This window comes from Aquisalimonas lutea (assembly GCF_030409225.1).
In the GTDB taxonomy this organism is placed as follows: domain Bacteria; phylum Pseudomonadota; class Gammaproteobacteria; order Nitrococcales; family Aquisalimonadaceae; genus Aquisalimonas; species Aquisalimonas lutea.
This window is the reverse complement of record NZ_JAUFPK010000004.1, coordinates 196,867-216,426: the sequence shown is the minus strand read 5'-3', so window position 1 is coordinate 216,426 and position 19,560 is coordinate 196,867. Positions and strand designations below refer to the sequence as shown.

The following is a 19,560-nucleotide window of genomic DNA, read 5'->3' as shown; positions in this document are numbered from 1 at the left end:
ATGCCAGTCTTCGTTGCGTATGCGTGCCGCCGGCACAACGACGACCCGCTGCCGAGAACGGACAACCGGAGGCTGCAGGCTTCCCTTCACGATCCCGTCCTGTTCACCTCAGGCAAAAATCCCGGCGAGGCATGAACGAAAACCACGGATGCGTTATCCTGTCCGCCTTTTCCGGCTGCGGAAGAAACCACCGTTCCCGGCCGCCGCCCGGGATACGGGCACACGGGCGCGGCCAAGGCAAAGACATGGCAACGAGGAGTCAGAGCATGACCGAACGAGTGCAGGAGGGAGGACTTCAGGTCGCAAGGGAGCTGCACGAGCTGGTCGCCAACGAGCTGACCGCGGGCACCGGCGTCAGTCCGGCCACCGTATGGAGCACGCTGGAGTCCCTGGTCACCGACCTCGGGCCGCGCAACCGCGAGCTGCTGGACAAGCGCGACCGCTTCCAGGAGCAGCTGGACAACTGGCACCGGGAGCGCAAGGGCCAGCCCCACGACCACGCGGCCTACAAGCAGTTCCTCAAGGATATCGGCTACCTCCTGCCGGAAGGCGACGACTTCCAGGTGACCACCAGCGACGTGGACCCGGAGATCGCCGAAGTGGCGGGCCCGCAGCTGGTCGTGCCCATCAGCAACGCGCGCTTCGCCCTCAATGCCGGCAACGCCCGCTGGGGCAGCCTCTACGACGCCTTCTACGGCTCGGATATCATTCCCGAGGACAACGGCCTCGAGAAGGGCACCAGCTACAACCCCAGGCGCGGTGCCGAGGTGGTCCGTCACGCCGCGCAGGTGCTCGACGCCGCGGCGCCGCTGACCGGCGGCAGCCACGCCGACGCCACCGGCTACGCCGTTCGCGACGGCAAGCTGGTGGTCCGCACCGCCGCCGGCGAGCAGACCCTCCAGGATCCGGCCCAGTTCGCCGGCTACCAGGGCGCCGCCGAGGCGCCCTCCGCCGTGCTGCTGCGCCGTCACGGCCTGCACCTGGAAATCCAGATCGACAGCAGCAACCCCATCGGCAAGGACCACGCCGCCGGCGTCAAGGACGTGGTCATCGAGTCCGCCATGACCGCCATCATGGACTGCGAGGACTCCGTCGCCGCCGTGGACGGCGAGGACAAGACCCTGGTGTACCGCAACTGGCTCGGCCTCATGCGCGGTGAGCTGGAGGAGACGGTGGCCAAGGGCGACAGCACGTTCACCCGCAGGCTCCATGCCGACCGCGAGTACACGGCCCCCGACGGCTCGCCGCTGAAGCTCCACGGCCGGGCGCTGATGCTGGTGCGCAACGTCGGTCACCTGATGACCACCCCGGCGGTGCTGGACCGCGAGGGCAACGAGATTCCCGAGGGCATGCTGGACGCGGTCATGACCACACTGGGCTTTGTCCACGACCTCAAGGGGCTGGGGCGGTTGACCAACTCCCGCGCCGGCAGCATGTACATCGTCAAGCCGAAGATGCACGGCCCGGACGAGGTGGCCTTCGGCTGCGAGATCCTCAACCGCGTCGAGGACGCCTTCGGGCTCCGGCGCTGCACGCTGAAGATCGGCGTCATGGACGAGGAGCGCCGGACCACGGTGAACCTCAAGGAATGCCTGCGCCAGGCCAGCGACCGGGTGATCTTCATCAACACCGGCTTCCTGGACCGCACCGGCGACGAGATCCACACGTCCATGGAGATGGGACCGTTCAAGCGCAAGGACGACATCAAGGGCGAGCCCTGGATCAAGGCCTACGAGGACTGGAACGTGGACATCGGCCTGGAATGCGGTCTCAAGGGCCATGCCCAGATCGGCAAGGGCATGTGGCCCAAGCCGGACAAGATGAAGGACATGCTCGAGGCCAAGATCGGGCACCCGAAGGCCGGCGCCAACACCGCCTGGGTCCCCTCGCCGACCGCGGCGACGCTGCATGCGACCCACTACCACCAGGTGGACGTGCACGCCGTCCAGGCGGAGCTCAAGAGCCGGCCGCGCGCCAGCCTGGACGACCTGCTCACGGTGCCGGTGGAGCCGAACCCGGCGTGGTCCGCGGAGGAGATCCAGCAGGAGCTGGACAACAACGCGCAGGGCATCCTCGGCTACGTGGTGCGCTGGATCGACCAGGGCGTGGGCTGCTCCAAGGTGCCGGACATCAACGACGTCGGCCTCATGGAGGACCGGGCCACGCTGCGCATCTCCAGCCAGCACATCGCCAACTGGCTCTACCACGGCATCGTCTCCGAAGGCCAGGTGATGGACACCATGAAGCGCATGGCGGAGGTCGTCGACCGGCAGAACGCCGGCGATCCCCACTACCGCAACATGGCGGCGGACTTCGATGGCAGTGTCGCCTTCCGCGCCGCCTGCGACCTTGTTTTCAAGGGGCGGGAGCAGCCCAACGGCTACACCGAGCCGGTCCTGCACCGGCGGCGCCAGGAAGCCAAGGCGAAGTACGGTCAGTAAGGACGCGCACGGCATCACCGAGGCAAGCCCGGCCGCCGCGCCGGGCTTCCTCGTATGGATCGGATGATGAACGCGAAGCCCTTCCGCTCGCCGGGCTCCCTGGTGCTGGTCCTGGCCGGTGCCGTGCTCTGGGGCACGGCCGGCCCGGCGTCACAGTTCCTCTACGACGGCACGTCCACCACGCCCATGGCCGTGGCCATGCTGCGCATGACCCTGGCCGCGCCGCTGCTCCTGCTGATCGCCGCCGACGGGCTGCGCCGGGATTTCCGGGCCCTGCGGGCGCGGACCCCGCTGGTGCTCATCGGTGGCGCCAGCATCGCGCTCTACCAGGTTTTCTACTTCCAGGCGGTGGCCGTCTCCGGGGTGACGCTGGCCACGCTGACGGCGCTGTGCCCCGTCCCCGTGCTGGTGGCGGTCCTCGCGCGGGGCATCCTGGGCGAGCGCGCCACCCCGATTCCCTGGCTGGGGATCGCCCTCGCCAGCGCCGGCACGCTGCTGCTCGTGGGCGCGCCGGAGACGGACGCCCCCGCTGCCGACCTCGCACTGGGCGCGGCACTGGGCCTGCTGGCCAGCCTGTCGTTCGCCGGCATCGCCCTCAGCGGCCGCGCCCTGGGCGATCACCATCCGCCACTGGCCGTGACGGCGACGCTGTTCACGGTGGGCGGCGTGATCCTCCTGCCGGTCCTGCTCATCCAGCCCCGGGCCGTCGGCGCTGCCTTCGGCGGCTGGCCGCTGATCGCGTTCCTGGTGGTGGTTCCCACCGTGCTGGCCTACGCGCTGTTCTACAGCGGCGTCGGCCGGACACCGGCAGCGGTTACGGGGGTCGTCATCGTCGCGGAACCGCTCACCGCGTCGACCCTCGGCTGGGCACTGCTCGACGAGACGCTGGCGCCGGTGCAGCTCGCCGGCGCGGCGCTGCTGTGTGCGGCCATGGTGCGGGCGGCGTGGCAGGAGAACGAGAGGAAGACGGCACCAGGCACACAGATTGGCGGTCGGGGCTGAAGCCCCTCCCACAGGCGAATTCCCCTGGGCGCGAGTCTGTAGCCGGGAGGCGCCGTCGACCGATGTGGGAGCGGCTTCAGCCGCGACCTTTCAGGAAACCCCAACGGGAGGGTCGGGGCTGAAGCCCCTCCCACACGGGGTTCCGGAAGCCCTCTCCGGATCATTCAGGGAGAACCGGCCGGAATGCCGCCGTACCGGGGCGCTACGCCTTCAGCCCCAGAACGTCCTCCATGTCGTACAGCCCGGGCGGCTGCTCGCGGACCCACAGCGCGCTGCGGACGGCGCCGCGGGCGAACGTCATGCGGCTGCTGGCGCGGTGGGTGATCTCCAGGCGCTCGCCCAGCCCCAGGAACATGACCGTGTGGTCGCCGACCACGTCGCCGCCCCGGATGGTCTCGAAGCCGATGGTGCGATGGTCCCGCTCACCGGTATGCCCCTGTCGCCCGTAGACGGCGTTGTCGTCCAGGTCGCGGCCGAGGCTGTCGGCGATCACCCGGCCCATGCGCAGCGCCGTTCCCGACGGCGCATCCACCTTGTGGCGATGATGGGCCTCGACCACCTCCACGTCGTAGTCGTCTCCCAGCGCCCGGGCCGCGGTGGCGAGCAGCTGCAGCGCCAGGGTGACGCCGGCGCTGTAGTTGGCGGCGTGCACCACCGGGATGCTGCCGGCGGCCCGGCGAATGCGGTCCGCACCGGCGTCGTCCAGGCCCGTGGTGCCGATCACCATGGGCACCCCCGCCGCTGCGCAGGCATCCACGTTGGCGGCGGTGGCTTCCGGCAGGGTGAAATCGATGAGCACGTCGACCCGCGACAGAGCCGCTTCCAGGTCCGTCTCCACGGCCACGCCCATCGCCCCCTGACCGGCGAGCTCGCCCACGTCGACCCCGGCCAGGGAGGACCCCGGCCGTACCAGGGCCGCGGTCAGCTCCAGCGCCTGGCGCTCCGCCACGGCCGCCACGAGGTTCCGCCCCATGCGGCCGCCGGCGCCGCAGATGCCGATACGAATGGCCATGTCCCCGTTTCCCCGCTGGTCAGAACTTCAGCTCGTCGAAGAACCGCCGGGCCTTGTCCAGCCAGGAGCTACCCTCCGGCGTGTGCTTGCGCCCGCCCTGCTCCAGGGTCTCGCCGAACCTCTCCAGCAGCTCCTTCTGCTCCCGGGTCAGGTTCACCGGTGTCTCAACGTTCACGCGGCACAGGAGATCGCCCTGGGCCCCGCCGCGCACGGGCTTGACGCCCTTGCCGCGGATGCGGAAGGTCTTGCCCGACTGCGTGCCCGGCGGGATGCGCAGCTGCACCCGGCCCTCCAGCGTGGGCACCTCCAGCTCGCCGCCCAGGGCGGCGGTGACCATGTTGATGGGCACGTCGCAGCGCAGGTTGGCGCCGTCCCGCGTGAAGATGGGGTGCTCCTTGACCAGCACCTGCACGTACAGGTCCCCGGGCGGGCCGCCGCGCTCACCCGGCTCGCCCTCGCCCGAGAGGCGGATGCGGTCGCCGGTATCCACGCCGGCGGGGATCTTGACGTTGAGCTCCTTGGTCTCCTCCACGCGGCCGTCGCCGCCGCAGCTGCCGCAGGGGTCGGTGACCATGACGCCGGTTCCGCCGCAGCGCGGGCAGGTCTGCTGGATGGAGAAGAACCCCTGCTGCACGCGCACGTCGCCGTGTCCGCGGCAGGTGGTGCAGACATCCGGCTCGCGCCCGCCGGCCTGGCCCTTGCCGTCGCAATCGTCGCAGCGGCTCCAGGTCGGGATGTCCAGGGTCTTCTCCACCCCGAACACCGCCTCTTCCAGGGACAGCTCCAGGTTGTAGCGCAGGTCGGCGCCGCGGAACATGCGGCTGCCGCCGCGGCCACCGCCGCCGAAGATGTCGCCGAAGACGTCCGAGAAGATGTCCGAGAAGCTGGCCCCGCCGCCGGCACCGGGACCGCCGCCCATGCCGCCTTCCACGCCGGCATGGCCGAACTGGTCGTAGGCCGCCCGCTTCTGGGGATCGGTCAGGACCTCATAGGCGTTCTTGACTTCCTTGAACAGGACTTCCGCTTCCTCGTCCCCCGGGTTGCGGTCCGGGTGGTACTTCATGGCGAGTTTCCGGTACGCCTTCTTGATCTCGTCATCCGAGGCGTTCTTCTGCAGCCCCAGGAGCTCGTAGTAGTCGCGCTTCGCCATGATCGCGTCGTCCCCCCGCTCGATTTACCCGTGCCTCGTGCCCTCTCGCGACGCGGCACGCGGCACTATCGCTTGATGTCCATGGCGCCGGCCGCAGCCGGCACACCGTTCACTTCCGGGCGGCCGTGGCAGCGCCGCCCGTTGGCACGCACAACGGGCGCAGGGTTGCCCGTGCGCCCGTTGTCGTCACGTCAGGCCACAAAGGCCGGACCGGTCACTTCTTGTTGTTGCTGTCGTCCTCGTTGACCTCCTCGAACTCCGCGTCGACCACGTCGTCCGAGCTGCCCTGGCCCTGGCTCGCATCACCGCTCTCGGTGCCGGCCTCGCCCTGCTGGCCGTACATCTTCTCGGCCAGCTTGCCGGAGACCTCGCCCAGCTTCTGGGTCTTGGCCTCGATGTCGGCCTTGTCGTCGCCCTTGTTGGCCTCTTCCAGCTCGCTGATGGCGTTCTCGATCTCCTGCTTCTCGTCGGCGCCGACCTGATCACCCATCTCGTCCAGCGACTTGCGCGTGGCGTGGATGAGGTTCTCGGCCTGGTTGCGCGCCTCGACGAGCTCGCGCATCTTGCGGTCTTCCTCGGCATGGGCCTCGGCATCCTGCACCATGCGCTCGATCTCGTCCTCGCTCAGGCCGCTGGAGGCCCGGATCTGGATCGACTGCTCCTTGCCGGTACCCTTGTCCTTGGCGGAGACGTTGAGGATGCCGTTGGCGTCGATGTCGAAGTTGACCTCGATCTGCGGCACGCCCCGCGGCGCCGGCGGAATGTCCGAGAGATCGAACCGGCCCAGGGACTTGTTGTCCTTGGCCATGTCGCGCTCGCCCTGGAGGACGTGGACCGTCACCGCGGTCTGGTTGTCCTCGGCGGTGGAGAACACCTGGCTCGCCTTGGTCGGGATGGTGGTGTTCTTCTCGATGAGCTTGGTCATCACGCCGCCCATGGTCTCGATCCCCAGGGACAGGGGCGTGACGTCGAGCAGGAGCACGTCCTTGACGTCGCCGCCGAGCACGCCGGCCTGGATGGCGGCGCCGATGGCCACGGCCTCGTCCGGGTTCACGTCCTTGCGCGGATCCTTGCCGAAGAAGTCCTTCACGGCCTCCTGGACCTTGGGCATGCGCGTCTGGCCGCCGACGAGGATGACCTCGTTGACGTCCGAGGCGCTGAGCCCGGCGTCCTTGAGCGCCGTCTTGCAGGGATCGATGGTGCGCTTGACCAGGTCCTCGACCATGGACTCGAACTTCGCCCGGGTGACCTTGATGGCCAGGTGCTTGGGCCCGTTCTGGTCCGCCGTGATGTAGGGCAGGTTGACCTCGGTCTGCTGGCCGGAGGACAGCTCGATCTTCGCCTTCTCGGCGGCCTCGCGCAGCCGCTGCATGGCCAGCCGGTCACCGCCCAGGTCGATGCCCTGCTCCTTCTTAAACTCGGCGATCAGGTAATCGATGATCGCCCGGTCGAAGTCCTCGCCGCCCAGGAACGTGTCGCCGTTGGTGGCCATGACCTCGAACTGGTGCTCGCCGTCGACCTCGGCGATCTCGATGATGGAGATATCGAACGTGCCGCCGCCGAGGTCGTAGACCGCCACCTTGCGGTCACCGCCCTTCTTGTCCAGGCCGTAGGCCAGCGCCGCCGCCGTGGGCTCGTTGATGATGCGCTTGACCTCGAGCCCGGCGATCTTGCCGGCATCCTTGGTGGCCTGGCGCTGGCTGTCATTGAAGTACGCCGGCACGGTGATGACCGCCTCGGTGACCTCCTCGCCGAGATAGTCCTCCGCGGTCTGCTTCATCTTCTGCAGCACGCGGGCGGAGATCTCCGGCGGCGCCATCTTCTTGTCGCGAACGGAAACCCAGGCATCGCCGTTGTCGGCCTCGACGATGTGGTACGGCATCTCGCGCACGTCGCGCTGCACCACCTCTTCCTTGAACTGCCGGCCGATCAGGCGCTTGACCGCGTGCAGGGTGTTCTCCGGGTTGGTGACCGCCTGGCGCTTGGCCGGCGCACCAACCATGATCTCGCCGTCTTCGGCGAAAGCCACGACCGAGGGCGTGGTGCGGTCACCCTCGCTGTTCTCGATGACTCGGGCCTGTCCGCCCTCCATGACGGCCACACAGGAGTTCGTGGTGCCCAGGTCGATACCGATGATCTTGCCCATTACAATGCTCCCCTAAACGTCGCTGCCAATTTCATTTTCCGGCAAATCTTTCCGCTGATCCCCTAGATTTGGGCGTTTGCGGCTTTTTCAAGCCGCCGGGATCAGGCCTGCTCGTCGATGTGACCGCCCTGCTGCTGATCGGCCTCCTTGGAGACGATCACCATGGCCGGACGCAGAAGCCGGTCATCCAGCATGTAGCCCTTCTGGACCACGTGGATCACGGTGTTCGGCTCATGCTCCGCGGACGGCTGCGTCGCCATGGCCTCGTGCCGCTCCGGGTCGAACTTCTGGCCCATGGGATCGACTTCCGTGATCTCGAACTTCTCCATGGCCTGGCTGAGCATCTTCAGCGTCAGCTCCGTGCCCTCGGTCAGCTTGGCCACGTCCGCATTCGATTCCTGCGCCGCCGCAAGCCCCATCTCCAGGCTGTCCTTGACGGGCAGCAGCTCGCCGGCGAGCTTCTCCAGCCCCTGGCGCCGCGCCTGGTCCACGTCCTTCTGGGCGCGCCGGCGGGCATTCTCCATCTCGGCGCGGGCCCGCAGGAACTGGTTCCAGTTGTCCTCGGCCCGTGCCTCGGCCTCGCGGAGCTTCTCCTCGAGCTCCTGCACGCGGGCGTCCTCCTCCGACTCCGCCGGGACTTCCTGTGCCTCGCCCTGCTCGGACGCGGCCGCCTGCTCCTCGTGCTGGTCCCGCTTGTCCGCCTCGTCCGCTCGCGCGTCGCGATCCTTCTCAGCCATTCGTTCTCTCCATTCCGGTGTTGTCGGAAGCGGACCCGAGCTCCGCCGGGCGGGTCCGCGCGAGATTAAAGCGTTCCGTGATTCGGCCCGCCGCAGCGGGCCGATTCTCCTACCAGCGGGACATGGGGATTAATGGGACTGATTCAAGGCGGACCCGAGCAATTTCGCCGTCATGTCCACGATGGGAATGACCCGGTCGTACTCCATCCGCGTCGGGCCGATGACGCCGAGCACGCCCAGCACCTCGCCCTCGGCGGAGTACGGCGAAGTAACCAGGCTGCAGCCGTCAAAGACCCGGTAGCCGGATTCCTCGCCGATGAAGATCTGCACGCCGTCCGCCGCCAGGCACCGGTCCAGCACATGGAGGATGTCCCGCTTCTCCGTGAACGCCTCGAACAGGCTGCGGAGCTTGTCCACGTTGGACAGCTCCTGGAACTCCATCAGATTGGTCTGGCCGGCGACCACGTAGTCTTCGTGCTCGGCCTCGGCGTCGCTGTCGAAGACCTTGCCGCCGAGCTCGATCACCGACGCCATGAGCGCATTCATGCGCTCCTTGTCCTGCTCCATGCTGCGGAGCAGCTCCTCCCGCACCTGGTCCACGCCGCGTCCGGCGAACTCGCCGTTGAGGAAGTTGGCGACCTGCTGGAGCTCCGCCTGGGTATAGTCGCGGTCGGTATGCACGATGCGGTTCTCCACCTCGTGCTCGTTGAGCACCAGGATCGCCAGCACGCGCCGGTCCGACAGCGGCAGGAACTCGACGTGCCGCAGCGACCGGGTTACGTGCCGGGGCAGCGTGACGACGCCGGCAAGCCGGGTCAGGCCCGACAGCAGATTGGACGCCGAGTCCACCAGGGCATCGGGACTCTGCCCGCCCGTGAGCTGCAGATCCGACTTGCGCACCGCCTCGGCATCGAGGCCCTGGACCGTCAGCAGACTGTCGACGAAGAACCGGTAACCCTTGTCCGTGGGGACACGCCCTGCCGACGTGTGCGGCGACCATACAGAGCCGAGCTCCTCGAGATCCGCCATGACGTTGCGGATCGTCGCCGGGCTGACGTCGAGGCCCGATTCCCGGGTCAGCGTGCGGGAACCGAGGGGCTGACCATCCCGTATATAGCGCCGCACCATCACCTTGAGCAGGTGCTGTGCCCGCTCGTTCAGCTCTGCGTCGGGATTGTGTCTGCTCATGGGTCGATCCGCACTCGCTGGTTGCATGACGCACGCTCATCCGTGCCCCGGCCACAGCCAGGCATCACCCCGCCTCACGGCGTACACGTCGAACGAGGGAATGCGGAACGGGCATCGCCAGGCCGTAGCGGCCAATGGTCTGTCCCTCCCGTACTGGCTGGCGCCGGGACCCGCGCTCCGGCGACGTGCCGGATTTCCCGCGCCACTTAGCACTCGCGCGCACGAGTGCTAGAGTCAAACTACCAACGGCACCCCGGCGAGTCAAACGGGCCCGCACCGCTGCACCGTCCGGGGCCGGGCTGCCGATCCGCAGCCGGCTGGGCCCGTTCGACCGCATCGGCGGTGCCGCGCAACACGGCACGCCTTGTCCGCGGATCCCCGGGCTCGATCCGGAAGCACGCGGGAATGGTTCAGCGTTTCCTGTTTCCTTAACTGCATGAGCGCCCTCCGTTACACTCCTTCCTTCGCGAGGGGAAGGATACCGATGCTCATACACCTGCACGTGCGTGATTTCACCATCGTCGACGAGCTGGAACTCGACTTCCACTCGGGGATGACCACGCTGACCGGCGAGACCGGCGCCGGCAAGTCCATTCTCCTGGATGCCCTGGGCCTGGCGCTGGGCGACCGCGCCTCCGCCGATGTCGTCCGGCCGCAGGCCGACCGTACCGAGATCAGCGCGACCTTCGATGTCGACACGCTGCCGGACTGCGTCGCATGGCTGGAGGAGCAGGATCTCGCCGACGACAGCGACTGCATCCTCCGGCGCGTGGTGCAGAGCAACGGGCGCTCCAAGGCGTTCATCAACGGCCGCCCGGTGCCGCTGCAGCAGCTGCGGGAGCTGGGTGCCTTCCTGGTGGACATCCACGGCCAGCACGAGCACCAGTCGCTCATGCGCCGGGATGTCCAGCGCGCCATCGTCGACGCCCACGCGGGCAACGCGACCCTGCTCCAGGAGGTCCAGCGCCTGCACCAGGAGATCGGCGAATGCGAGCGGGCCAGGGAGGCATTGCGCGGCGGCTTCGAGGACCAGGAAAGCCGCCGGGAGATCCTCGCCTACCAGACCAGCGAGCTGGAAGCCCTGGACCTCACCCCCGAGGGACTCGACGCACTCAACGCGGAGCATCGCCGCCTGGCCAACGCCGGCACCCTGCTGGAGTCGGGGCAGCGGCTCCTGCAGATGCTCTACGAGGACGACCAGGCGGCGCAGTCCGTGCTGGGCCAGGCGCTGCGCGAGCTGGACGACCTGCTCGACAAGGAGCCGGCGCTGGAGGCCGTCCACGAGCAGATCAGCGGCGCCCAGGCCCAGCTCCAGGAAGGCGTCAGCGTGCTGCGCAACTACCTCGACGGCCTGGAGATCGACCCCGCGCGGCTGGCGGAGCTGGAGGAGCGCATCGGCACGCTCAGTGACCTGGCGCGCAAGCACCAGGTTGCCGAGGAAGAGCTCGCCGACGTCCACGAGCGCCTTGCCGCCGAGCTCCGGGAGCTGGACAACAGCGGCGAGCGCCTGGCGGAGCTGGAGCAGCAGCACCGGGCCCTGCTGGAGGACTACCATCGCCGCGCGGCGGAATTGCGCGAGCGCCGCCAGGCTGCCGCGGCGGATCTGGCCGAGGGCGTCACGGGGCAGCTCGCGGAGCTCGGCATGGCCGGCGCCGCGTTCAGCATCCAGGTCAGCCCCAGGGACGAAGGCCGGCCGTCGCCTCACGGCCTCGACGATATCAGCTTCCAGGTTCGCACCAACGCGGGCCAGCCGTACGGCCCCCTGAACCGGATCGCCTCGGGAGGCGAGCTCTCGCGCCTGAGCCTGGCGATCCAGGTGGCGGCCACCGGCAGCACGCGGATTCCCACGCTCATTTTCGACGAGGCGGACGCCGGCATCGGCGGCGGCATCGCCGAGGTCGTCGGCCGGCAGCTGCGTTCCCTGGCCGGGCACCATCAGGTACTGTGTGTCACCCATCTGCCCCAGGTCGCCTCCCAGGCGCACCACCATCTGCAGGTGTACAAGCGCAGCGAAGACGAGCGCACGGCCACGACCGTCGCACCACTGGACCGCGACCAGCGCATCCAGGAAGTCGCCCGCATGCTCGGCGGGATGGAGCTGACACGGGCGACCATGGATCATGCCGCCGAGATGCTCGAGAAGGCGGAATCTACCGCCTAACGGCGTGTCCAACGGAACTCATACGCACCCCGGAACGGAGACAACGGCATCACCATGCGATCCCCGGTTACCAGTACGCTGCTCTTCGCCGCCGCGCTCGCGGTGGGCGGCTGTTCCTACAGCCACATCCCGTTCGCCTACGAAGTACCGGTGCAACAGGGCAACATCATTACCGACGAGATGATCCAGGAACTGGAGCCGGGCATGACCCGGGAGCAGGTCGAGTACGTGCTCGGCTCACCGGCCATCCAGGACATCTTCCGCAACAACCGCTGGGACTACGTCCACACCAAGGCTCCCGGCGGCGGCGGTGAGCCGGACCGGCTGACCGTGTACTTCGAGGGCAACCGGCTGACGCGACTGGAAGGGAATCTGGCACCCGAGGATTTCGGCGACTCGTAAGCCCGACCGCCTCCGGCTCGGTCAGGAGCGCTTCGCCCGCGCCCGCTGGCGGCGTGCCTCGCGGGGGTCGATGACCAGGGGCCGGTACACCTCGACCCGGTCGCCGTCCCGCAGCACGTGCCCGTCCTCCACGTGCCGGCCGTAGATGCCCAGCGGCGCCCGGTCCGGATCGATTTCCGGGAACTCGGCCGCCAGCCCCGAGCGCTGCACCGCCTCGCGCGCCGTGGTCCCGGCCGGCAGCTCGAGCGACCGGATGCGCTGCTTCTCCGGCCGCGCACAGGCCACCTGGATCCGGATGGGGTTATCCGGACTTGCGCCCATAGACAGCATCCGCACGCGTCACGAACGAGTCCACCAGGCGATTGGCGACCTGCTCGAACACCCGGCCGAAAGCCATGCGCACGATGGAGTTGCTGAACTCGAACTCGAGGTCCAGCGCCACCTTGCTGGCATCCTCGCGCAACGCCTGGAAGCGCCAGTAGCCGTCCAGGCGCCGGAACGGGCCCTCGACCAGCCGGACCTCGATCATCTTGCCCGGCTGCGCCCGGTTGCGGGTCGTGAACGAGCGGGAGACCCCGCCCTTGCTGATGGTCACGTAGGCCCGGGTCTCGTCGCCGCTGCGCTCGATCACGCCGCTGTCGCTGCACCACGGCAGAAATTCCTTGTAGCGATCCACGTCGTCGACGAGATCGAACATGGCCTGAGCGGAATGCGGTACCAGGGCGCTGCGCGAGATCGTAGTCATGGGCCGGCTATCGTCTCCAGGGTCATTCAGTGCTCACGACGGCAACAGGCCCGCAACTCTCGCCAAAAGGCCCGCCAGAATCAAGGGGGCGACGTAGCGCAGCATCGGGACCCACAGGTCGAACCGCCAGTCTTCGCGCAGCCGCAGCGCGCCTCGTAGCGTCTCGGGAGGCATGCACCAGCCCCCGAACACCAGCAGCAGCAATCCGATTACCGGGATCAGCCCCCAGAACGCCGCTTCCGTCACCGATACCACGGCGGTCAAGGCGAGGGCCGCATGCCCCGGGGCGATCGCGTCCGCGTGCAGCCACCAGCCGAGTGCACCCGCCAGGAACAGGCCCGCCAGCCAGACGACACCGCCGACGAGCGCGGTTGCCCCGGCGCGGCGCACGCGCCCCTGCTCCACGACGGCGCTGACCACCACTTCCAGGAAGGCCACGGCCGTCGTCGCCACCGCCATCAGGAGCATGGCGAACAACGCCAGCAGCGCCATCCGGCCGCCCGGCAAGCCGGCCATCGCCTGCGGCAGGGAGTGGAACAGCAGAACCGCGCCACCGGGCACTCCGCCCTCCCCGCCCTCCGGCAGCAGCGCCGTGAATACGAACAGCGCCCCCGCCACCGCCGCCACGACCTGCAGGGCCAGCGCCGCTCCCGCCGTGCTCAGGGTGGGGTAGCGGTCCGGCAGGGCGGCCCCGAATGCCGCCGCCACCCCCAGGCCCGTTGCCGTCGAGAAGACGGCATACTCGCCCGCCGCGTGCACGCCCTGCCACGTCAACGACTCCAGGCGAACCGCGAACAGGCGCTGCCAGGCGCCGGCGAGGTCCCCGGCCGAGGCCGCCCAGAATACCAGGGCGACAAGAACGAGCAGCAGGCCCGGCACCATGCACCGCATCAGCGGCTGAATACCCGCGGCCACGCCCCGGCCGACGACCAGGCACACCGCCGCCACCAGCAGGGTGTGCCACAACAGGAAGCGCTCGGCCTCCGCCCAGACCGCGGCGAACAGGGCCGACGTCGTTACCGCGTCGAATTCCAGCTCGGGCTCGATCACCACCGCATGCAGCCACGCACCGATCCAGCCGCCCGCCACGGTCTGTACGAGCAGCACGACGCCGGCCAGGCCGACCGCCAGCCAGCCCAGCGCGGACCAGGAGCGTACGCCGCCCTGCTCCCGGGCGATACGGCGGAGACCGTCCGGCAGCGAGCGGCGCATGGTGCGGCCGACGCCGATCTCGGCGAGCCACAGCGGCAGCACCAGCGCGGCCAGGAAGGCACCGTAGAGCAGCAGGAACGTACCGCCGCCATGGCGGGCGGCCAGCGACGGGAAGGACCAGAGATTGGCCAGGCCGATGGAGGCCCCCGCCAGGGCCAACACGAAGCCGAACGGTCCGGTCCACTCGCCGTGTAACCAGCGCTTCGGTACGCTCACTGATCCCCCGAACCCCGTGGGGTCCCCCCTGCGACGGCCAGGCCGACGGTCCCGGCATTGTCACCAACCCCTCGCACGACGGCAAGGCATACCGGTAGCGACTTGGGCCCGGCGCCGTTACAATGCGCGCCGTGAGCAAGAAGGCATCCAAGAAAAAGACCGGCGACAGCAACGTTATTGCGGTCAACCGTAAGGCGCGGCACGAGTTCTTCATCGAGGAGACCTTCGAAGCCGGCATCGCCCTGGAAGGCTGGGAGGTCAAGAGCCTGCGGGCCGGCCGCGCCAACGTCCAGGAAGCCTACGTGGTCATCCGGCGGCGCCAGGCCTGGCTCATCGGCGCCAACTTCCCGCCGCTGCCTTCCGCCTCGACGCACGTCAGGCCGGAGCCGACGCGCACGCGCAAGCTCCTGCTGCACCGGCGCGAGCTGGCACGCCTGATCGGGGCGACCGAGCGCCAGGGCTATACCCTGATCCCGCTGCAGCTCTACTGGAAGCGCGGCCTCGCCAAGCTCGCCATCGGCCTGGCCAAGGGCAAGCAGAAGCAGGACAAGCGCGAGACCAAGAAGCAGCAGGACTGGCAGCGCCAGAAAGAACGGCTGCTCAAGCACAAGGTGCAGTAACGCCCCTGCGTGGCCCGATCGCCGAGACAGGGCCTTGAGTTTCCCGTATACTGACGCCAGGTTCCGGAATGGAACCGGACCGCTTCGGGGGTGACATGGTCTCGACGCGGGAAGTGAAACCTTAGGTGCATGCCGAGGACGTCATCTCACCTCGTAAAACATGATGGCCAACTTAAAATAGTTGCCAACGACGAAGACTACGCTCTAGCGGCCTAAATCCCGCTAGCCTCTGATCGGCAAGTGCCTGTGCTTCCGTCTCAGGGGTCGTAGATCACAGGACCGCAGCGATCGGGTTCCGCCTGGACCTGGCGCTGTTAAATCAATCAGGCTAGTCGGGCGTGTTCCACTGTCTGCCGGGAAGCGTCCGGCGAATGCAATAGGCGGGCTAAGCATGTAGATCCGAGGGTGGATCTCCCGCGGACGGGGGTTCGAATCCCCCCACCTCCACCAAACACCATGCAGAATCAGGAAGCTGGGAGGGCAAGCAAGCCCCTCCCAGCATTCCTGCACCATCCCTGATACCTGTCGGCCTTTCCGTTTCCGCCCCATTCAACGGGGAGCGTCGACCACTGGTTACAGTGTCTGCATCCCCGGCATGATGGTCGCGACGCTGCCGGTGACTTCGGTATGCTGATGGAAGGGTGGCCGGACCCTCGCGTTGATGGCCCTCGCACGCGCTGAACGGAAAGGCCCCGGCTCCCGGTGGAAGGGGTGCCGGGCGTTGGCCCCGCGGGATACCTTCTGCCAACCAGTTCCTATGGCTTGCCCGGGACCGGCGCTATGCTCATAGCGGCCATGGATCAGGAAACCACCATTCCAAAATCATCGCGGGATGCCGCACGAGGGACTGGCTCTGCCGGAAGCGCGCCGGCTGGAACCCGGCGGGATGTCCAGCGCATCGTGGTCATCAACGGCAAGGGTGGTTGCGGCAAGACGACCGTGTCCACGAACCTCGCCGTGTGGTATGCCCACGAAGGCTATGCCCCTGCACTGTTCGATCATGATCCCCAGACCTCCAGCACCCGCTGGCTGCAGGGGCGCCCGGCGGATCTTCCGGCCATTCACGGGGTTTCCGTCCAGGAGCGGCAGAGCCTCGGCGTGACCCGGAGCTGGCAGCTGCGCGTGCCGCCCGAGACCCGCCGGATCATCGACGATACGCCAGCGGGCCTGGCCGGGCTCGATATCGCCGATCACGTCCAGGGCGCCGACATCGTGCTGATTCCCGTGCTGCCCTCGTCCATCGACATCGGCGCGGGCGCGGACTTCATTCGCGACCTCCTGCTGAAGTCCGGCATCCGCCGGGACCGTCACGGCGCACGCGTGGGCATCATTGCCAATCGGATCAAGGAGCACACGGTGGCGCTGCAATCGCTGGAGCGCTTCCTGCAGTCGCTGCGGATCCCGGTGGTCGCGCGCCTGCGCGACACCCAGAGTTACCTGCACGCGGCGGAACAGGGTCAGGGCATCAACGAGCTGCGCACGCGCAGCCGGGCGGTCGAGCGGGAGCTGCGCGCCTGGCGCAGCCTGGTGAACTGGCTGGACAAGGAATCCGACGACCCGGCACGCCCATAGCCTGCCGGCAGAAAGCGCCGCACAAGGTCCGGAGTCTTGGCTAGCGGACGGTTTCCGAGGCTTCGGTGAGCTCGCTCTGGCGCATGGTGAGCCGGTGCACCGGTGCGTTGAGACGCATGCGCACTGCCTGCAGAAGGCCGTCCCACTTCACCCGGTTGATCTCCTCGAAGATGCTCTTGTAGTCACCCAGACTCCAGTCGAGAAACGGCGTGGGGTCCAGGCGCCTCTGGATATGCATCACCTCGTAGTGCAGATGGGGCCCCTCGGCCAGCCCGCTCTGACCGCTCTGGGCGATCACCTCGCCCTTGCGGACGAAATCGCCGATGTCCACTTCGGCGGCCTTGAGATGGGCGTAGTAGGTGCGGAAGCCGAAGTTGTGGCTGATGATGACCAGGTTGCCGAAGCCGCTGTCCTGGTGCGGCCCGGCGTACTCCACCACGCCGTCGGCCGTGGCCAGGACGGGGGTTCCCACCGGGGCCCGGAGGTCGATTCCGCGGTGGAAGCGCCGGTCCCCGTGCACCGGGTGTGTCCGCCAGCCGTAGTCGCTGGTCACGCCGCGATCCCGCATGGGATAGCCGCTGGGCACGTTCTGCAGGAAGGTGGTGCGTTCCAGGGCGGTGTGACTGGCCGTGTCGAGCCGGGCGGCGATGTCCTGGCTGTCCGTCTGCTCCAGGCCGATCATGCTCTCGATCTGTCCCAGCTCCGTGGTGACCCGGTCAAGCTGGCTGTCCTTGCGCGCTACCGCCTCCTGCAGCGCGCCGTTGCGTTCCTGCAGGCGGGCGTACTCCTCCATGGCCTCGTCGCGCCGGTCCTCCAGCGCGGTGACCTGCTCCTGGAGCCAGAGGATCAGCGCGAAACCGACACCAAGGATGACGACCAGCCCCAGGGCGAAGACCAGCGCGAACGTGCGCACGAGCTGGTGCAGCGAGTACTGCCTCGAGCCGCGGAAATCGGTGATGGTGACCGTCAGTTTCTGCCGCATCCGGAGAGACCCTGGATTGCACCCGACTGGCCGGCCCATCCCTGTCCGGTTCGTTCGTTGTTGTACGTCGCCCGCACCGCGGCGACGCGATGACTTGCCCGAATGCTAACCGACGATCGCACCCCGTGACGCCAACCGGTTCGCATTCCGGGCAGGCGACCATCAGGTATGCTGCCAGAAAATCGCGCGCACCGGGAGCATCATGGAACAAGGCATCGGCATCGAAGATCTGACCATTCTTCTGGTGGAGCCGTCGGGCGCCCAGCGGCGCATCATTGTCAATCACCTGCAGAGCATGGGCATTTCCAAGGTGGACGGTGCCGCCTCGGGGCAGGAAGCGCTTGAGCGCATGCAGCGCCATCCGCCCGACCTGGTCGCCAGTGCCATGTACTTCGAGGACATGACCGGCTCCGACCTAGTGGTGCGCATGCGCGAGGCGGAGGGACTGGCCGATATTCCCTTCATGCTGGTATCCAGCGAGCAGCACCCGCACAATCTCGAGCCCGTCCGTCAGGCGGGCGTGATCGCCATGCTGCCCAAGCCGTTCCACGTCGACGCGCTGCGCACGGCCCTGGAGAACACCATCGGCCTCATCGAGCCGCAGCGCCTGGAGCTGAGCTTCAGCGACGTCGAGGACCTGGAGATCCTGCTGGTCGACGACAGCCCCCTGTCGCGGCGGTTTCTCCGGAGCACGTTCGCGCAAATGGGGGTGGAGCGCATTACCGAGGCGGCCACGGGCACGGAGGCGGTCCAGCACCTGTCCGAGCAGACCTTCGACGCCGTGGTAACCGACTACAACATGCCGGAGATGGACGGGCGCGCGCTGGTGGAGTACATCCGCCAGGAAAGCTCCCACGCCAACGTGCCGGTGCTCATGGTGACCTGCGAGCAGGATGCCGCACGCCTGGCCAACGTCCGCCAGGCCGGCGTTTCCGCGCTGTGCGACAAACCCTTCAACATGGATACCGTGCGGGAGCACCTCGCACGCCTGATCGACGGCTGACGGGGAGCCACCATGTCCGCGCACGCTTCTGTGTCCCGCGCCGGCACGCCGGAGACGGACCGCATCCTCCGGGAAGCCGAGCGCGTCATCCTGGGCAAGCCCCGCACCCTGCGCCTGGCGCTGGCCTGCCTGCTCGCGCGCGGCCACCTGCTCATCGAGGACCGGCCCGGCGTGGGCAAGACCACGCTGGCGCTGGTGCTCGCCCGCCTGTTCGGCCTGGACTTCCGGCGCATCCAGTTCACCAGCGACCTGCTCCCCGCCGACGTCATCGGGGCAACCATCTACGAAAGACAGGCCGAGCGTTTCCGGTTCCAGCCGGGGCCGATCTTCACCCAGGTGGTCCTGGCCGATGAGGTCAATCGCGCCACGCCCAAGGCCCAGAGCGCGCTGCTGGAGGCCATGGAGGAACGTCAGGTCACCACCGACGGCACCACGCGCGCACTGCCCGAGCCGTTTTTCGTCATCGCCACGCAGAACCCGGGCGACCAGCTGGGGACGTTCCCGCTGCCGGAATCCCAGCTGGACCGGTTTCTCATGCGCGTCGACATCGGCGATCCCGACCCGGCGGCGGAGCGGGAGCTGCTGCGCGGCCGGGACCGTCGCGAGCTCATCCGGGAAGCGCCCCCGGCCAGCACGCCCGACGCCCTGGCCGGGCTGCAGCGGGCCGTAGGCCGGGTACACGCCTCGGACGCCCTGATTGCCTACGTCCAGGCGCTGCTGGCGCAGACGCGCCGCACACCCGGACTCGTACACGGCCTGTCGCCGCGAGCCGGCCAGGCCCTGCTGCACGCGGCCCGGGCGTGGGCGCTTCTGGACGGCCGTGAAGCCGTCCTCCCCGAGGACGTGCAGGCGGTGTTCACGGCCGTCGCCGCCCACCGCCTGCAGGGACGCGACCACGACCGGGCCCCGACCGCCGAGTCGCTGCTGTCCGCGGTCGCCATCCCGTAGCCGTCATGCGCGTGCGCCCGGGC

17 protein-coding genes and 1 other RNA gene are annotated in these 19,560 nt (G+C 68.4%); 9 read left to right on the top strand and 9 right to left on the bottom strand.

The window, feature by feature from the left end:
* Positions 1–266 precede the first annotated feature (266 nt).
* Together QWY84_RS12150 and QWY84_RS12145 are read left to right on the top strand one after the other, a co-directional pair.
* Complete coding sequence (locus QWY84_RS12150) at positions 267–2,441, top strand: malate synthase G (RefSeq protein WP_290202977.1); 2,175 nt, start codon at positions 267–269, stop codon at positions 2,439–2,441.
* Positions 2,442–2,507: 66 nt separating this feature from the next.
* The gene (locus tag QWY84_RS12145) at positions 2,508–3,443 is read left to right on the top strand and encodes a DMT family transporter (RefSeq protein WP_290202976.1); all 936 of its coding nucleotides are present in this window, start codon (positions 2,508–2,510) and stop codon (positions 3,441–3,443) included.
* Between the two features lie 202 nt (positions 3,444–3,645).
* On the opposite strand, the gene dapB is transcribed toward QWY84_RS12145, so the two are convergent.
* From dapB to hrcA, 5 genes are all read right to left on the bottom strand, one after another.
* Positions 3,646–4,455, bottom strand: a complete 810-nt coding sequence (gene dapB / locus QWY84_RS12140) for a 4-hydroxy-tetrahydrodipicolinate reductase (RefSeq protein ID WP_290202975.1) — start codon at positions 4,453–4,455, stop codon at positions 3,646–3,648.
* 19 nt (positions 4,456–4,474) lie between these two features.
* Complete coding sequence (dnaJ, locus tag QWY84_RS12135; RefSeq protein ID WP_290202974.1) at positions 4,475–5,605, bottom strand: molecular chaperone DnaJ; 1,131 nt, start codon at positions 5,603–5,605, stop codon at positions 4,475–4,477.
* A 214-nt stretch (positions 5,606–5,819) separates the two neighbouring features.
* The gene (gene dnaK, locus QWY84_RS12130) at positions 5,820–7,751 is read right to left on the bottom strand and encodes a molecular chaperone DnaK (protein WP_290202973.1); all 1,932 of its coding nucleotides are present in this window, start codon (positions 7,749–7,751) and stop codon (positions 5,820–5,822) included.
* Between the two features lie 101 nt (positions 7,752–7,852).
* Positions 7,853–8,488: a nucleotide exchange factor GrpE gene (gene grpE, locus QWY84_RS12125; RefSeq protein WP_290202972.1), complete on the bottom strand. Its 636-nt coding sequence runs from the start codon at positions 8,486–8,488 to the stop codon at positions 7,853–7,855.
* Between the two features lie 129 nt (positions 8,489–8,617).
* Positions 8,618–9,676, bottom strand: a complete 1,059-nt coding sequence (gene hrcA, locus QWY84_RS12120) for a heat-inducible transcriptional repressor HrcA (RefSeq protein WP_290202971.1) — start codon at positions 9,674–9,676, stop codon at positions 8,618–8,620.
* Positions 9,677–10,160: 484 nt separating this feature from the next.
* On the opposite strand from hrcA, the gene recN reads away from it, so the two are divergent.
* Together recN and QWY84_RS12110 are read left to right on the top strand one after the other, a co-directional pair.
* Positions 10,161–11,837: a DNA repair protein RecN gene (recN, locus tag QWY84_RS12115; RefSeq protein WP_290202970.1), complete on the top strand. Its 1,677-nt coding sequence runs from the start codon at positions 10,161–10,163 to the stop codon at positions 11,835–11,837.
* Between the two features lie 54 nt (positions 11,838–11,891).
* Entirely contained in the window at positions 11,892–12,239 is a 348-nt protein-coding gene (locus QWY84_RS12110; RefSeq protein WP_290202969.1) for an outer membrane protein assembly factor BamE, read from the top strand.
* 21 nt (positions 12,240–12,260) lie between these two features.
* On the opposite strand, the gene QWY84_RS12105 is transcribed toward QWY84_RS12110, so the two are convergent.
* The 3 genes from QWY84_RS12105 to QWY84_RS12095 are packed head-to-tail and all read right to left on the bottom strand — an operon-like array spanning position 12,261 to position 14,412.
* Complete coding sequence (locus QWY84_RS12105) at positions 12,261–12,560, bottom strand: RnfH family protein (RefSeq protein WP_290202968.1); 300 nt, start codon at positions 12,558–12,560, stop codon at positions 12,261–12,263.
* Positions 12,541–12,984, bottom strand: a complete 444-nt coding sequence (locus tag QWY84_RS12100) for a type II toxin-antitoxin system RatA family toxin (RefSeq protein ID WP_290202967.1) — start codon at positions 12,982–12,984, stop codon at positions 12,541–12,543. Before QWY84_RS12100 ends, QWY84_RS12105 begins: the two co-directional genes overlap by 20 nt.
* 33 nt (positions 12,985–13,017) lie before the next feature.
* Entirely contained in the window at positions 13,018–14,412 is a 1,395-nt protein-coding gene (locus QWY84_RS12095; RefSeq protein WP_290202966.1) for a sodium-dependent transporter, read from the bottom strand.
* 122 nt (positions 14,413–14,534) lie between these two features.
* Between QWY84_RS12095 and smpB the strand changes: the two genes are divergently transcribed.
* From smpB to QWY84_RS12080, 3 genes are all read left to right on the top strand, one after another.
* A complete protein-coding gene (smpB, locus tag QWY84_RS12090; RefSeq protein WP_290202965.1) occupies positions 14,535–15,032 on the top strand; it encodes an SsrA-binding protein SmpB in 498 nt (165 codons plus the stop codon).
* 86 nt (positions 15,033–15,118) lie between these two features.
* Positions 15,119–15,482: a transfer-messenger RNA gene (gene ssrA / locus QWY84_RS12085) on the top strand.
* A 450-nt stretch (positions 15,483–15,932) separates the two neighbouring features.
* The gene (locus QWY84_RS12080; RefSeq protein WP_290202964.1) at positions 15,933–16,604 is read left to right on the top strand and encodes a nucleotide-binding protein; all 672 of its coding nucleotides are present in this window, start codon (positions 15,933–15,935) and stop codon (positions 16,602–16,604) included.
* 40 nt (positions 16,605–16,644) lie between these two features.
* Here QWY84_RS12080 and QWY84_RS12075 read toward each other — a convergent pair whose 3' ends face one another.
* Positions 16,645–17,586, bottom strand: a complete 942-nt coding sequence (locus QWY84_RS12075; RefSeq protein ID WP_290202963.1) for a peptidoglycan DD-metalloendopeptidase family protein — start codon at positions 17,584–17,586, stop codon at positions 16,645–16,647.
* 202 nt (positions 17,587–17,788) lie between these two features.
* Here QWY84_RS12075 and QWY84_RS12070 point away from each other — a divergent pair, with 202 nt between their 5' ends.
* Together QWY84_RS12070 and QWY84_RS12065 are read left to right on the top strand one after the other, a co-directional pair.
* Positions 17,789–18,589, top strand: coding sequence for a response regulator (locus tag QWY84_RS12070; RefSeq protein WP_290202962.1), 801 nt, complete (start codon positions 17,789–17,791; stop codon positions 18,587–18,589).
* Between the two features lie 12 nt (positions 18,590–18,601).
* Positions 18,602–19,537 (top strand): AAA family ATPase, encoded by a 936-nt coding sequence (locus QWY84_RS12065; RefSeq protein ID WP_290202961.1) that lies wholly within the window; start codon positions 18,602–18,604, stop codon positions 19,535–19,537.
* Positions 19,538–19,560 lie beyond the last annotated feature (23 nt).